The sequence below is a fragment of the Pseudoalteromonas sp. AOP7-A1-14 genome, assembly GCF_052376275.1.
In the GTDB taxonomy this organism is placed as follows: domain Bacteria; phylum Pseudomonadota; class Gammaproteobacteria; order Enterobacterales; family Alteromonadaceae; genus Pseudoalteromonas.
In genome coordinates this window covers 18,276-31,719 of sequence record NZ_JBQSVO010000028.1, presented here as the reverse complement: position 1 = coordinate 31,719, position 13,444 = coordinate 18,276, and the positions used below count along the sequence as shown (strand labels likewise).

At 40.4% G+C, this 13,444-nt stretch carries 16 protein-coding genes; 13 read left to right on the top strand and 3 right to left on the bottom strand.

Annotation, left to right across the window (positions count from 1 at the left end; translation table 11 throughout):
* Nucleotides 1–254: 254 nt before the first annotated feature.
* Entirely contained in the window at nt 255–737 is a 483-nt protein-coding gene (locus tag ACT3RM_RS06790; RefSeq protein WP_441834586.1) for a hypothetical protein, read from the top strand.
* Between the two features lie 49 nt (nt 738–786).
* On the opposite strand, the gene ACT3RM_RS06785 is transcribed toward ACT3RM_RS06790, so the two are convergent.
* Nucleotides 787–1,272, bottom strand: coding sequence for an FKBP-type peptidyl-prolyl cis-trans isomerase (locus ACT3RM_RS06785; protein WP_441834587.1), 486 nt, complete (start codon nt 1,270–1,272; stop codon nt 787–789).
* Between the two features lie 12 nt (nt 1,273–1,284).
* The gene (gene ygfZ / locus ACT3RM_RS06780) at nt 1,285–2,193 is read right to left on the bottom strand and encodes a CAF17-like 4Fe-4S cluster assembly/insertion protein YgfZ (protein WP_441834588.1); all 909 of its coding nucleotides are present in this window, start codon (nt 2,191–2,193) and stop codon (nt 1,285–1,287) included.
* A 167-nt stretch (nt 2,194–2,360) separates the two neighbouring features.
* On the opposite strand from ygfZ, the gene ACT3RM_RS06775 reads away from it, so the two are divergent.
* Together ACT3RM_RS06775 and ACT3RM_RS06770 are read left to right on the top strand one after the other, a co-directional pair.
* Nucleotides 2,361–2,612, top strand: coding sequence for an FAD assembly factor SdhE (locus tag ACT3RM_RS06775; protein ID WP_441834589.1), 252 nt, complete (start codon nt 2,361–2,363; stop codon nt 2,610–2,612).
* On the top strand, nt 2,605–3,003 hold the full coding sequence (locus ACT3RM_RS06770) for a hypothetical protein (protein ID WP_441834590.1): 399 nt from the start codon (nt 2,605–2,607) through the stop codon (nt 3,001–3,003). The genes ACT3RM_RS06775 and ACT3RM_RS06770 overlap by 8 nt, the downstream gene beginning before the upstream one ends.
* Nucleotides 3,004–3,046: 43 nt before the next feature.
* On the opposite strand, the gene nadB is transcribed toward ACT3RM_RS06770, so the two are convergent.
* Nucleotides 3,047–4,666: an L-aspartate oxidase gene (gene nadB, locus ACT3RM_RS06765; protein WP_441834591.1), complete on the bottom strand. Its 1,620-nt coding sequence runs from the start codon at nt 4,664–4,666 to the stop codon at nt 3,047–3,049.
* 233 nt (nt 4,667–4,899) lie between these two features.
* On the opposite strand from nadB, the gene rpoE reads away from it, so the two are divergent.
* From rpoE to pdxJ, 10 genes are all read left to right on the top strand, one after another.
* The gene (gene rpoE, locus ACT3RM_RS06760) at nt 4,900–5,481 is read left to right on the top strand and encodes an RNA polymerase sigma factor RpoE (RefSeq protein ID WP_441834592.1); all 582 of its coding nucleotides are present in this window, start codon (nt 4,900–4,902) and stop codon (nt 5,479–5,481) included.
* 1 nt (nt 5,482) lies between these two features.
* On the top strand, nt 5,483–6,094 hold the full coding sequence (locus ACT3RM_RS06755) for a sigma-E factor negative regulatory protein (RefSeq protein WP_441834593.1): 612 nt from the start codon (nt 5,483–5,485) through the stop codon (nt 6,092–6,094).
* A gap of 4 nt (nt 6,095–6,098) precedes the next feature.
* Nucleotides 6,099–7,052, top strand: coding sequence for a MucB/RseB C-terminal domain-containing protein (locus tag ACT3RM_RS06750; RefSeq protein WP_441834594.1), 954 nt, complete (start codon nt 6,099–6,101; stop codon nt 7,050–7,052).
* Nucleotides 7,053–7,057: 5 nt separating this feature from the next.
* Nucleotides 7,058–7,507, top strand: a complete 450-nt coding sequence (locus ACT3RM_RS06745) for a SoxR reducing system RseC family protein (protein WP_441834595.1) — start codon at nt 7,058–7,060, stop codon at nt 7,505–7,507.
* Between the two features lie 67 nt (nt 7,508–7,574).
* Nucleotides 7,575–9,362: a translation elongation factor 4 gene (gene lepA / locus ACT3RM_RS06740; protein WP_441834596.1), complete on the top strand. Its 1,788-nt coding sequence runs from the start codon at nt 7,575–7,577 to the stop codon at nt 9,360–9,362.
* A 25-nt stretch (nt 9,363–9,387) separates the two neighbouring features.
* On the top strand, nt 9,388–10,323 hold the full coding sequence (gene lepB / locus ACT3RM_RS06735) for a signal peptidase I (protein ID WP_441834597.1): 936 nt from the start codon (nt 9,388–9,390) through the stop codon (nt 10,321–10,323).
* A 2-nt stretch (nt 10,324–10,325) separates the two neighbouring features.
* The gene (gene rnc, locus ACT3RM_RS06730) at nt 10,326–11,003 is read left to right on the top strand and encodes a ribonuclease III (protein ID WP_441834598.1); all 678 of its coding nucleotides are present in this window, start codon (nt 10,326–10,328) and stop codon (nt 11,001–11,003) included.
* The gene (gene era / locus ACT3RM_RS06725) at nt 10,993–11,925 is read left to right on the top strand and encodes a GTPase Era (RefSeq protein ID WP_441834599.1); all 933 of its coding nucleotides are present in this window, start codon (nt 10,993–10,995) and stop codon (nt 11,923–11,925) included. Before rnc ends, era begins: the two co-directional genes overlap by 11 nt.
* A gap of 17 nt (nt 11,926–11,942) precedes the next feature.
* Entirely contained in the window at nt 11,943–12,632 is a 690-nt protein-coding gene (gene recO / locus ACT3RM_RS06720; RefSeq protein WP_441834600.1) for a DNA repair protein RecO, read from the top strand.
* A 19-nt stretch (nt 12,633–12,651) separates the two neighbouring features.
* Nucleotides 12,652–13,383, top strand: a complete 732-nt coding sequence (pdxJ, locus tag ACT3RM_RS06715) for a pyridoxine 5'-phosphate synthase (protein WP_441834601.1) — start codon at nt 12,652–12,654, stop codon at nt 13,381–13,383.
* The last annotated feature ends 61 nt before the right edge of the window (nt 13,384–13,444 follow it).

Sequence of the window (13,444 nt, the reverse complement as noted above, 5' to 3'; positions counted from 1 at the left end):
GCGAATTTAAATTCGTTCAAACTAAGGACGGTTTAATCGCGGCGCAAGGTTTGTAATCTTGTGGGCTAATTAAAAACTGAGTATCAAAGAATAAATCGTTCTTAGGCTGCCCCTGCTTGGTATTGATCCTACTTTATCGCCTATTTATGGGTAATAACCAAACCACATAGACGCTGCCTTGACCAAATACTAAATAAATTGCTGAAAATTCAACCTTGAAAGGTCAGCAGAGCCTAATATAAAAGAGAAAAGTAATGTATCAACATAAACAATATGCCCTTTTTATTTTTGTGGTACTGGGCTGGATTGGCGGCTTTGTCGCGTTAGCTTGGAACTTGATTGGCGCTGATAAACCTTTAATGGTTTTTACTGGCATATTAGCACTGGTAGCATTTTTCTTTCATGGCCTAACAATTCGTGTCGATAGACAAACCATTAGCTGGGCGTTTGGTCCAGGCGTAGTGGGAAAAACCTTGCAGCTAAGTGATATAATTGAAGCTAAAGCAGTGCAAAACTCGTATCGACATGGTATTGGTCTACGAATTACCCATGATGGTTGGGTATATAGCGTGTCAGGTTTTAGTGCAGTACAGTTAACTTTAAATGATGGGACACAATATCGTTTAGGAACTAATGATCAACAAGGTTTAATCGCTGCACTTGAAGGTAAAATAGCAAAGCAGACCTCAGCAAAGCCAGACCTAACAGCACAAGACGTTGAAAAAAAACCAACATAAAAAAAAGCGCCATTGGCGCTTTTTTTTATGTTGGTAAACTTAGCTGTTTTTAATGTTCGTGATCACAGCTTTCTTCGGTATGTACATGGCCATGAGCAAGCTCTTCTTCGGTTGCATCACGCACCTCTAAAATTTCCACATCAAAATTTAAGGTAATGCCCGATAGTGGGTGATTACCATCAACTATAACGTTTTCGTCTTGAATTTCAATGATCATAACTGACTGATCGCCATCGTCAGTAGATGCTTTAAATTGCATACCTACTTCAATTTCCATGCCTTCAAACAAAGACTTAGGCACTGCTTGCATAAGTTCATCATGACGTTCGCCGTAGCCGTCTTTAGGCTCAATGCTGGCACTAAATTTATCGCCCGCTTCTTTATCTAGCAGCGCGCTTTCTAGGCCTTGGATCAAGTAACCCGTGCCAACGATAAGAGTAAGTGGCTCACCACCAAATGAGTTATCAATGGTGTTGTCATTATTATCCATTACTGAATAATGCATTTTTACCACTTTATTTGCTGCTACTTTCATAGTCATTCCTATTTATTCGTCTTCAAGAGAGTAGGGAAGAGGTACGATTGAAAATACGACCTCAGGCGCGTGTTTTGCGCGAAGTGATTGCGAAGGATCACTATCGTTTGGTAACACGGTTAAACCAAAAAGAGTGTTGCTTTGTTCATCAAAAGATTGTGAGATTAACTTTCCGGCGCGACGCCAGTTTTCACCTCGTTGCACTTCTAAATCAAGGTTATCGAGCGGCTTGTCGGTGGTCGTTTTGACGATAAACATAGCGCGTTTATTTTTACCTAGGTATTTCATTCTAGCAACAGTTTCTTGGCCGGTATAACAGCCTTTACGAAAACTAATGCCGTTAATAGCATGAAGGTTAACCATTTGTGGTACGTATTCGCCAATAGCGTCACTGTTAAGTTGTGGCTCGCCAGCGATTATCGATTGCTGCTGCCATTTCGAATCAGTGTCTAGGATTGGAATACTGTCAGGAAGTGAAGCGTCTTTATCAAGTATGAGTAATACGCGAGAGTCGCTTAACTTAAGTGCTTTGCCAAGAGTAAAGTCAATCGCATCTTGTTCGGTAAAGTCGATACCTAACTCAGCGAGTGTAGGAGCTAAGTCATCGCCTAATAGACCTATCAGTTTTAGATCAGATGCCTTGATCTCGACTTTAGAAAATACTGCGTACTTTTTAAGCTCGTTTATGCTTTGCGCTGCTTCAGACTCTGAACCCACTAAGTAATAATTGCTTTTGTAGGAGAATAATTTAAATACTCCCCACAGCTTACCTTTGGAGCTGCAGTGTCCTGCCCACAAAAAGTTATCGTTGGTTAGTTTGTTTATATCTTGGGTGATCTGACCATGTAAATAAGCCAGTTTATCGGTACCAGAAACTTCAATTAGTTGATCTGATAAAGGACATGCAAAAACACTCGACATAAAAACCTTCTTCTACGATAAAAAAATAGAGCGCTATAATAACGTAGTTATACTAGCGGGTACAGATAAGCGAATATTTTCCCTTATTTGCTTATCTGCTGTTCATTAATTGATGTTTATTTGGGTGCAATTTGCTAAACTGCGGACAATTATAGAAGAGGTGAAAAATGACTGAATTGCATAGTAAACAGCGTATTCGTTGGGCTTGTCGCCGTGGTATGTTAGAGCTTGATGTTTTATTTATGCCCTTTGTAGAAGAGGCATTTGATTCGCTATCCCCCTCTCAACAAGCCGTATTTCAACGTTTACTTGAAGGTGATGATCCAGATCTGTTTGCATGGTTTATGGGTCATAAAGAATGTAAAGATCCAGAGCTTAAAGAAATGGTGATGCTTATTTTAGACCGAGTCCGTGTATAGGTTTACCGTAAACAATAATGTCAGTGGCCACAAACCTATAGTGGTCGCTGCGGTTACTTTTGTATTGTTATGCCTGCTATTTTTACACACCTTAACTGCACAACTTACTGCTCTTATAAGTATCAGCTTTAGTGCTTATTTTATTATTCAAAAAGTACAATCTTTGCAACCGCTCGATGGCATCGTTCTGCTAGAACAGCAAGCCATTAACTTTACAAATGCCACGACCAAGATAAACGGAAATATCAGCCCTAAAACATGTATTATTGGTGACAATATTTATTTGTGTGTACAAGGGGTAAGTAGGCGCCAATGGCTTGTATTAACGGTAAATAGTATTGATGAACAAAGCCTCGCTCGCCTAAGGCGAGCAATTTTAAATGCTTGTTAATTTTTGTAGTGACCGCTTCTAGTCGCGTTAGCTTCTAGGATTATTACGCTTCATCGTGACTATAAGGTATTAAAATAGTTGGTATAGCGTTGTCATTTAGCTTCGGGTAATCGATAGTGTAGTGTAAGCCTCGGCTTTCTTTTCGTTCTAGTGCACAGCGAATGATAAGCTCTGCAACTTGTACTAAATTACGTAGCTCAAGTAAGTTATTAGTCACCCGAAAGTTTGCGTAATAATCATGTATTTCACGCTGTAACAGTTCTACCCTGTGTAAAGCGCGTTCAAGGCGCTTAGTTGAGCGGACAATACCCACGTAATCCCACATAAACAACCTTAGCTCGTGCCAGTTATGGGTTATTACGATTTCTTCGTCTGAGTTAGTTACACGGCTTTCATCCCATTGTGGAAGCGCTAATAATTCTGGGGCTGAGTCGAGCTTGCTTAAAATATCTTTCGCTGCAGCGTGGGCAAACACAATGCATTCTAACAGTGAATTACTTGCCATACGGTTTGCACCATGCAGCCCTGTGTAAGCAACTTCACCCACTGCATACAGGTTATCAAGGTCTGTTTTACCGTTAAAGTCAGTCATCACGCCACCGCAGGTGTAGTGTGCTGCTGGTACTACAGGGATAGGATCTTTGGAAATATCCAACCCTACACTTAAACATTTAGCGTAAATAGTCGGGAAGTGCTCAATAATAAAGTCTTTATCTTTGTGACTGATGTCTAAATACACGCAATTTGCACCTAAGCGTTTCATTTCAAAGTCGATGGCGCGGGCGACGATATCTCGCGGAGCAAGTTCACCTCGCTGGTCAAAGTCTTGCATAAACCGCGTGCCATCAGGGCGTTTTAAATAAGCCCCTTCTCCGCGCATTGCTTCGGTTATTAAAAAGTTTTGTAATTCGGGGTGATAAAGGCTGGTTGGATGAAATTGATTAAATTCCATATTAGCCACTCGGCATCCAGCACGCCATGCCATAGCGATACCATCGCCACTAGATACATCAGGGTTAGAGGTATATAAATAGACTTTACTAGCACCGCCAGTGGCTAAAGCAATAAATTTAGCCGCTATAGTTTCTACTCGCTTTTCAGCCAAGTTCCACATATAAATACCGTGGACATGTTTTCCTGTTTTATCGAGCTTTTTATCGCCAATTAAATCAATGGCATTATATAGCTCTAATAAAGTAATGTTTTTATGAGCCTGAACTTGGCTAATTAAAGTGGTTTGTACTGCACGACCTGTTGCATCTGCAGCGTGTAATATACGTCTATGGCTATGGCCGCCTTCGCGAGTTAGATGAAAGCGTTCTTTACCTTTGCTGTCAAACTCCATATCAAAAGGCACGCCTTGTTCTATTAACCATTTTAAACATCGTTTGGCGCTACTTGCAGTGTAATGAACGGCATCTCGGTCACATAAACCGGCACCGGCATCAAGGGTGTCTTGTACATGGGATTCTATGCTATCATTTTTTTTATCGAACACAGCGGCAATTCCGCCTTGAGCATAAAGAGTGGAACCTTCAGTTAATACGCCTTTGCTGATCACCGTCACGTTACAGTGGTTAGCTAATGAGAGTGCTAATGATAGACCTGCTGCGCCGCTACCTATGATAGCTACATCTGTAGTGTGGTGTTTATTTTGGTTCATGTATATGGTCTTTGCGGTTACAATGCTCAAAGAGCAAAAATATTATCGTGATGGGTTAGTTGTATCATATTTACCATCATACTATTAGTTATTTTAATTCGTCGCTTAGTGATTATTTTACAAAAAAATAATATTAAACAGAACTTTTTATTCATCTCGTAGTCAGAGTATTTGTAAATAATGGCTAAGATATGAATAACAAGCAATAATCAGACATAGGAGTACCGGCTCGAATGAGCGAGCAGGATTTGGATTTAGCGCTAGTAAAAAGGGTCCAGCAAGGAGATAAAAACGCCTTCAACCTATTAGTTAAGAAGTATCAAAACAAGATTGCCGGGCTGATTTCACGTTATGTGTCTAACCAAGGTGATGTTGCAGATGTAGCACAAGAAGCTTTTATTAAAGCGTATCGTGCGCTTCCAAACTTTCGTGGTGACAGCGCCTTTTATACTTGGTTATACCGTATCGCCGTTAATTGTGCTAAAAATTACTTAGTGGCTCAGGGCCGCAAGCCGCCAGCAAATGATGTAGACGCTGATGATGCTGAATTTTACGATGGTGCTGATGCACTTCGTTCTAATTCTTCTCCGGAGAGTTTGTTATTAAGTGATGAAATTCGCAAAGTGATTTTTAGTACCATTGACAGTTTGCCTGAAGATCTTAAAACCGCAATCACGCTTCGAGAAATTGAAGGGATGAGCTATGAAGAAATAGCGGTGGTGATGGATTGCCCAGTCGGGACTGTACGTTCGCGTATTTTTAGGGCCCGTGAAGCAATTGATAACAAAATTAACCCATTAATAGGCGAGTCTTAGTATGACAAAAGCACACGTTAACAAGTTGGATAATGAACAGCTATCCGCGTTACTTGACGGCGAACAGCAGTTAACCGACGAGCAAATTACCGCACAAGAGGTTGAAACCTTTGGCCGCTTTGCGCTTGTTGGGGATGTAATGCGTGCCGAACAGGAAAAAAACTCTTTTACTCTGGATATTTCAGATGTGGTTGCTGAGGCGGTGACAAAAGAGCCTGTGTATGCTGATTTTTCTAAAAATGAAAGCCGCGAGCAGCAAACAACTAAAAGTTCAAACAACGTTGTTGCATTTAAATGGCGCAAGCCTTTGGCACAGTTTGCTATTGCAGCAAGTGTAGCGATGTTTGCTATTGTGGGTATCCAAACGTTGCCACAGGGCGAAAATGGCACTGAAAGCGGAATTCCGATGCTGCAAACAACGCCGGTAACCGGTGTTGCGTCGCCAGTTAGTTATTCATCAGAGCCAGCGCTTGATAATGCTGATAAAGGCCTTCGAGAATTACAACAGCAACGTATTGGTGCATTGGTACTTGAGCATCAACGCCAAGCCCGAGTTGCGTATTCACTTGAAAAAGCTCACACTGAGTCGCATAGTGACGAGGAAAAAAACTAATTAAATGAAAGTTATTACTTTTATTCTGTCGTTGGTACTTATTGCACCTGCAATAGCCAACGATGATAATACAGCCAAAGCGCTGTTACTGAAAATGGCTGATGCGGTTCACAATCGCAATTTTGATGCCTCATTCGTGGTCGTCAAAGGCAAAGCGATGGAACCTTATCGTTGGTTACATGCAAAACAAGATACCACCGAATTAGAGCATTTAAGTTTACTTAACGGTGCAGGCTTGGAAATGGTGCGAGTGAACAGCCAAGTTACTTATTTTGAGCCACAATCTGAACCGTACTCAATTAATACCGACTCAATTGCAGGGCCTATTCCTGAAGTTTTATTTAAAAACATAGAGCGCTTAAGTGCTAACTATGATTTTGTGTTGGGCGGGAAAGGGCGCATAGCAGGTCGTGGTGCGCAATTAATTCGCATTGAATCTAAAGATGAACATAAATTTAATTATTGGCTATGGCTTGATACAGAATCATCATTATTACTTAAATCAGCGTATGTAAATCACCAAGGTGAAATGCTTGAGCAGCTTCAGCTTACCCAAATTAGTGTTACAGAAGAGCCTGCCCCGATGTTGTTAGAAATGCTGAATCGTAATTTCCCAACACCATTGCCACTTAATGCCGAAGAAACTCAAACCGAAAGTGCACTAAATAATTGGCAAATAGGCTGGATACCTAAAGGTTTTAATTTATTAAAGTCAGATCGTCATAAACTTGATTTAAATAACGAACTAACTGACTACTATTTATATTCAGATGGTTTAGTTGAAATTTCTGTGTTTGTTCAAAGACCACTTCCAGGAAGTCGACCAAGCGGGTCACTATCGTCAGGCGCAACAACAGTGTATGTACACAACGGCGGAGGTTTCGATGTTTCAGTGGTGGGCAATATCCCTTCCTCCACAGCAAAGGCGATAGCTGAATCAGTTGCTAGACCCCTCTAACCACTATGATTGAACAAACCCTTACTGTGGCGTCTATTAATGACACCACAGCTTATTTAGAAGCCGAACAAAAGCAAGCATGCGAAGGCTGTAATGGCCGTTGTGGCTCGCAAGTATTTAGTAAATTGTTTGGCACTGCGAAGAAAACCTTTCCCTATAAGTTTGATGCTCCACTAGAAATTGGCCAAAAAGTTACCTTAGCGCTTGATGATAGCCATGTTGTAAAACACGCTTTTGCAGTTTATATGCTGCCATTATTGTTTAGTCTGGGTTTTGCATTGATAACAGCAGGAGTTTTTTCACTGCCTGAGTTGTGGCAAATTATAGCCGCAATAATGGGCGGCTTTGTAGGCTATATGCTGGCTAAAACCCGAGTTAAGAGCATACAACATGAGATTAAAATAATAAAAATTCATCCAATCAGCATTCCTTTAACGCAAATAGATGGAGATTGAGGCCAATTAAATGTAAAATTACCGTCTTATACACTTAGTCCACTAAAAGAAGTTTAGAATCCAGTTTATGAAGCATATCCGTAATTTTTCGATCATAGCCCATATCGACCATGGTAAATCGACACTCTCTGACCGCTTGATCCGAGTGTGTGGTGGTTTAACAGACCGTGAAATGCAGCAACAAGTGTTGGATTCGATGGATATTGAGCGTGAGCGCGGTATTACCATCAAGGCACAAAGTGTAACTCTAAATTATAAAGCAAGTGATGGTGAAACCTACCAGCTTAACTTTATCGATACACCAGGACACGTTGATTTTACTTATGAAGTATCACGTTCTTTAGCAGCTTGTGAAGGCGCCTTACTGGTTGTTGATGCTGGACAAGGTGTTGAGGCGCAGACACTAGCTAACTGTTACACCGCTATTGAAATGGATTTAGAGGTTATTCCGGTACTTAATAAAATAGATTTACCGCAAGCTGAACCACTTCGTGCTGCTGAAGAAATCGAAGATATTATTGGTATTGATGCTTTAGATGCTGTGCGCTGTAGTGCTAAAACAGGTGTTGGTATCGAGGAAGTATTGGAAATGATCGTACGCGATATCCCACCACCAATAGGCGATAAAGATAAACCTCTGCAAGCATTGATCATTGATTCATGGTTTGACCCATATCAAGGCGTTGTTTCGTTGGTGCGTATTAAGCACGGTGAATTACGCACTGGCGATAAAATAAAAATTATGTCGAATCAGCAGGTTCACCTTACTGATAAAGTGGGGATTTTCACTCCTAAACAAACTAACACAGGTGTATTAAGCACTGGTGAAGTTGGTTTTGTTATTGCTGGTATTAAAGAAATTCATGGCGCACCTGTTGGTGATACAATCACTCTAGCTAAAAACTCAGCTCCTGAGCGTTTACCGGGTTTTCAAAAAATTAAACCACAAGTTTATGCTGGTATGTTCCCAATTTCATCAGATGATTATGAATCGTTCCGTGATGCATTGAACAAATTAAGTCTGAATGACGCATCTTTATTTTTCGAACCAGAAAATTCAACTGCACTTGGTTTTGGTTTTCGTTGTGGCTTTTTAGGCATGCTACACATGGAGATTATTCAAGAACGTCTTGAACGTGAGTACGATATTGACCTTATCACAACTGCACCAACGGTTATCTATGAGGTAGAAACTAAAGAAGGAATTAGCCAGGTTGATAACCCGTCAGATTTGCCTCCCGTTAATGATATTATCTCAATTCGTGAGCCTATTGTTGAAGCAAATATATTAGTGCCGCAAGAATACTTAGGTAATGTTATTATGCTGTGTGTTGAAAAGCGCGGTATGCAAACTAAGATGACCTATCATGGAAAGCAAGTAGCAGTGACCTACGAGATACCAATGGCTGAAGTGGTGATGGACTTTTTTGATAAGTTAAAATCAACCAGTCGTGGCTTTGCTTCTCTTGATTATAACTTTAAGCGCTTTCAAGAGTCAGATATGGTCCGAGTTGATATTTTAATTAACGGTGAACGTGTTGATGCGCTAGCGATTATTGTACATCGTGATCTTTCACAATCACGTGGGCGCTTATTAGCTGATGCATTAAAAGAACTGATCCCACGTCAAATGTTTGATATTGCAATTCAGGCCGCGATTGGTCCGAATGTTATTGCTCGTACAACGGTTAAACAGTTACGTAAAAACGTTATCGCAAAATGTTATGGTGGTGATGTCAGTCGTAAAAAGAAATTATTACAAAAGCAAAAAGAAGGTAAAAAGCGAATGAAGCAGCTTGGTAACGTCGAAATACCACAAGATGCATTCTTAGCTATCCTTAAAGTAGGTAAGTAAATAAACGATAGTAAGGAATTAATGCATGGCGGGTTACTTTTCAGTTTTTTTAGTGCTGTTAACGTTAGGCTCTGGTTTAATTTGGTTAATTGATCATTTTATTTATGCGCCCAAAAGACAGCAGCGCTTAGCCCTTGCGAAAGGTTCAGCTGGTGGGGAGCTAAGTGAAGAGGCTGCAGCATTAGTTGCTCCAGAACCGAGCATAACTGAAACGGCAAAATCTATTTTTCCAATGATTGCAGCGATCACTATTTTTCGCTCATTTATCTTTGAACCGTTTCAAATCCCATCGGGTTCTATGATGCCTACTTTATTAGTGGGTGATTTTATTTTAGTGCAAAAATATGCTTATGGAATTAAAGATCCTGTTTGGCGTTCTCAGTTAGCTGATGTGAGTGAGCCAGAACGTGGTGACATTGTGGTATTTAAATATCCGCTTGATGATAGGGTTGATTACATTAAGCGCGCAATTGGTTTACCTGGTGATAAAATTGTTTATCGTAATAAGCGTCTTTATATTCAACCAAATTGCAGTCAAGGCGAAACCCAACAGGGCGAACTTTTATGTAATGAGTATAATAAGGTTGATATGGAAATTATCAATCGTGATGAATTTAAGCAAGGCTCAATGGATTTAGTGCGTTTAAATGAAAATTTAGCCGCAGTACAACATGATATTTTAATTAACCCAGAAGCGCTCGAATTAAAAGGGCGTTACTATCAGCAGCCAGGAACTCCATCTGATGAGTGGGTAGTACCGGCAGATCATTACTTTATGATGGGTGATAACCGCGACAACAGTCAAGATAGTCGTTTTTGGGGTTTTGTACCAAAAGAAAACTTAGTGGGTAAAGCCGTCTTTATATGGATGAGTTTTGAATTTGAAAATGGCCCAGAGAACATTTTACCCGGATGGGTTCCAACTGGTGTTCGTTTTGAGCGCCTAGGTAATATTCAGTAACGATGAAAAAAAACGTAACAGAGTTATATAAAAAAATAGGTTATACATTCGCTGATCAAGCCTTACTTGAGCAGGCAATGACGCATCGTAGCCATAAAGGCCAACATAATGAACGCTTAGAGTTTTTAGGTGATTCAATTTTAAGCTTTGTCATTGCCAACGCACTGTATAGCAAGTTCCCAAAGGCACGTGAAGGTGACTTAAGCCGTATGCGCTCAACCCTTGTGCGCGGGCAAACTTTAGCTGAATTTGGCTTAGAGTTTGGACTAGGTGATTATTTACGCTTAGGTCCGGGTGAGCTTAAAAGTGGTGGCTTTAGACGCGAATCAACCCTTGCTGATGCTGTAGAAGCAATTATAGGCGCGGTGTTCTTAGATTCAGATATAGATAGCTGTGGTGATTTGATATTAGCATGGTATGAGTCTCGTTTAGATGCTATTTCTCCAGGGCTTAATCAAAAAGATCCTAAAACCTTACTACAAGAGTATTTACAGGCACGCAAATTATCATTGCCTGGTTATACTGTTGTTGACACAAAAGGGCAGGCTCATAATCAAACGTTCACGGTTGAATGTATAGTTGACGGTATGGATAGTATTATCTCAGTTGGCAGCTCACGCCGTAAAGCAGAGCAAAAAGCGGCTGAAAAAGCATTAAAGTTATTTAAACATGAATCTTGATACCCTGATCCAGTCTAAAACTGAAGAATTAGACACTTACTGTGGCATGATTGCTATTGTTGGTAGACCGAATGTAGGTAAATCAACGCTGCTTAATGAAATTATTGAGCAAAAAGTAAGTATTACCTCGCGTAAACCACAAACTACACGTCACCGTATCATGGGTATTCATACCGAAGGTAAACATCAAGCGGTGTATGTTGATACACCGGGCCTTCATGTTGAAGAAAAGCGCGCAATTAACCGTTTAATGAATCGTGCCGCATCAAGCTCTATTGGGGATGTTGAACTGATTATTTTTGTAGTTGAAGGCACGCACTGGAATGCTGACGACGAGATGGTGCTTAACAAAGTTCAGAGAAGCGGTAAGCCGGTTTTACTTGTGATGAATAAGATCGATCTGGTAAAAGATCGTGACTTAGTACTGCCGCATATGAAATGGTTGAGCGATAAGTTTGATTTTATCGGCATCATGCCTGTATCAGCAACGCAAGGTAAAAACTTAAGTCTAATTAAAGACGAAGTAACTAAGCGTTTACCGCTTTGTGAGTTTTACTTCCCCGAAGATTATGTTACCGACCGATCAATGCGTTTTATGGCTGCTGAGGTTATTCGTGAAAAGCTAATGCGCTTTATGGGTGAAGAACTTCCTTATTCAGTGACCGTTGAAATTGAACAATTTAAATGGCAAGACAACGGTGTATGGCGCATCAATGGCCTTATTTTAGTTGAGCGTGAAACGCAAAAGCGTATGGTGATTGGTAACAAAGGCGAAAAGCTAAAAGTTATTGGCCGTGAAGCTCGTAAAGATCTTGAAGAAATGCTCGATAATAAAGTGTTTTTAGAGCTTTGGGTAAAAGTTAAATCTGGTTGGGCTGACGACGAGCGTGCTTTACGTAGTTTAGGTTATGGTGAAGATTAGCCTCTTTAATCACCTCTATGGATAGCGACTTCTACACAGCATATTTATTACACCGACGTCCTTATAGTGATTCACAAGTAATGCTAGATGTGTTGGTAGAAGGTGTTGGCCAGCTTAGAATGCTAGCACGCATTAGCGGCCGCAAAGCCACTAAACATAAAGCTCAACTACAACCTTTTCAAGCACTATTAATCCATTACAGCGGTAAGTATGAGCTAAAGTATATTAATCGGTTTGAGCTTCATGGCGTCTCCCCGAAGCTTACAGGCGATAAGCTTTATTGCGGCTTTTACCTCAATGAGCTAACAAATCGCATAGTGCCAATTAATGAGCCTATAGAGCAGGCATTTAATTTATATCAACAACATTTAACTAAGTTAAGCATTGAAAAAGAGCCTCAGGCGATATTACGTTCGTATGAATTTCAGTTGCTTGAATTATTAGGTTATGGAGTTGATTTTGACTATGATGCTGAAGGTGAAAAAATCCATCAAGATAAGCTTTATCGCTATTTTGAAGAGCAGGGTTTTATTGCACAAAATGATAAAGCCGTTAGCGGTTTTACAGGTTTGCAACTCATTGCTATTTCACAACATGATTTTCGTCAAGACGATGTATTACACGTTGCTAAACAACTAAGCCGTTACTTAATGAAACCATTATTAGGTAGTAAGCCATTGAAAAGCCGTGAGCTTTTTATTAAATAATTTAAAAACAGGTAAAAACATGAAAGACATTCTTTTAGGTGTAAACGTTGATCATATTGCTACTTTACGCCAAGCTCGCGGCACTAGTTACCCTGATCCTGCACACGCTGCAAGTGTGGCAGAGCATGCGGGGGCGGACGGTATCACTATTCATTTACGTGAAGACAGACGTCATATTCAAGATCGTGATGTGTATGTTATGGCTAAAACTATTCAAACTCGTATGAATCTTGAAATTGCGGTAACCGATGAGATGATTGATATTGCTCTTGAAATACAGCCTGAATATGTTTGCCTAGTGCCTGAAAAGCGAGAAGAGCTTACCACTGAAGGTGGTTTAGATGTGGCAGGAAATCTTGATAAAATAAAAGCAGCTACTACCAGGCTTAGCAATGAGGGCATTAAAGTGTCATTATTTATTGATGCAGATAAAGCCCAGTTAGATGCCGCAAAAGTGTGTAATGCCCCTTATGTTGAAATTCATACTGGCGCTTATGCGGATGCACAAAATGATGCTGACACACAAAAAGAGCTTGAACATATCCGCCAAGGTGTAGAGTATGCTGCTAGTATTGGCTTAGTCGTCAATGCAGGCCACGGACTGCATTATCACAATGTAAAACCGATTGCCGCAATGCCCGAAATATATGAACTAAATATTGGCCATGCAATTATTGCTCGCGCAGCCATTGATGGTTTAGACAAAGCCGTGCGCGATATGAAACGCCTTATGCTTGAAGCAAGACTTTAATTAAGTATAAGATAGGTTTAATTAATAACAAAAAAGCGACCCAATTGGGTCGCTTTTTTAA

Excerpts from the sequence above, each read along its gene's own strand:
- era (WP_441834599.1), top strand. The coding sequence starts at position 10,993 with ATGAATCTTGATACCCTGATCCAGTCTAAAACTGAAGAATTAGACACT.
- ACT3RM_RS06785 (WP_441834587.1), bottom strand. The coding sequence starts at position 1,272 with ATGAAAGTAGCAGCAAATAAAGTGGTAAAAATGCATTATTCAGTAATG.
- rpoE (WP_441834592.1), top strand. The coding sequence starts at position 4,900 with ATGAGCGAGCAGGATTTGGATTTAGCGCTAGTAAAAAGGGTCCAGCAA.
- recO (WP_441834600.1), top strand. The coding sequence starts at position 11,943 with ATGGATAGCGACTTCTACACAGCATATTTATTACACCGACGTCCTTAT.
- rnc (WP_441834598.1), top strand. The coding sequence starts at position 10,326 with ATGAAAAAAAACGTAACAGAGTTATATAAAAAAATAGGTTATACATTC.
- lepB (WP_441834597.1), top strand. The coding sequence starts at position 9,388 with ATGGCGGGTTACTTTTCAGTTTTTTTAGTGCTGTTAACGTTAGGCTCT.
- ACT3RM_RS06775 (WP_441834589.1), top strand. The coding sequence starts at position 2,361 with ATGACTGAATTGCATAGTAAACAGCGTATTCGTTGGGCTTGTCGCCGT.
- ACT3RM_RS06790 (WP_441834586.1), top strand. The coding sequence starts at position 255 with ATGTATCAACATAAACAATATGCCCTTTTTATTTTTGTGGTACTGGGC.
- nadB (WP_441834591.1), bottom strand. The coding sequence starts at position 4,666 with ATGAACCAAAATAAACACCACACTACAGATGTAGCTATCATAGGTAGC.
- ygfZ (WP_441834588.1), bottom strand. The coding sequence starts at position 2,193 with ATGTCGAGTGTTTTTGCATGTCCTTTATCAGATCAACTAATTGAAGTT.
- ACT3RM_RS06755 (WP_441834593.1), top strand. The coding sequence starts at position 5,483 with ATGACAAAAGCACACGTTAACAAGTTGGATAATGAACAGCTATCCGCG.
- ACT3RM_RS06745 (WP_441834595.1), top strand. The coding sequence starts at position 7,058 with ATGATTGAACAAACCCTTACTGTGGCGTCTATTAATGACACCACAGCT.
- ACT3RM_RS06750 (WP_441834594.1), top strand. The coding sequence starts at position 6,099 with ATGAAAGTTATTACTTTTATTCTGTCGTTGGTACTTATTGCACCTGCA.
- lepA (WP_441834596.1), top strand. The coding sequence starts at position 7,575 with ATGAAGCATATCCGTAATTTTTCGATCATAGCCCATATCGACCATGGT.
- pdxJ (WP_441834601.1), top strand. The coding sequence starts at position 12,652 with ATGAAAGACATTCTTTTAGGTGTAAACGTTGATCATATTGCTACTTTA.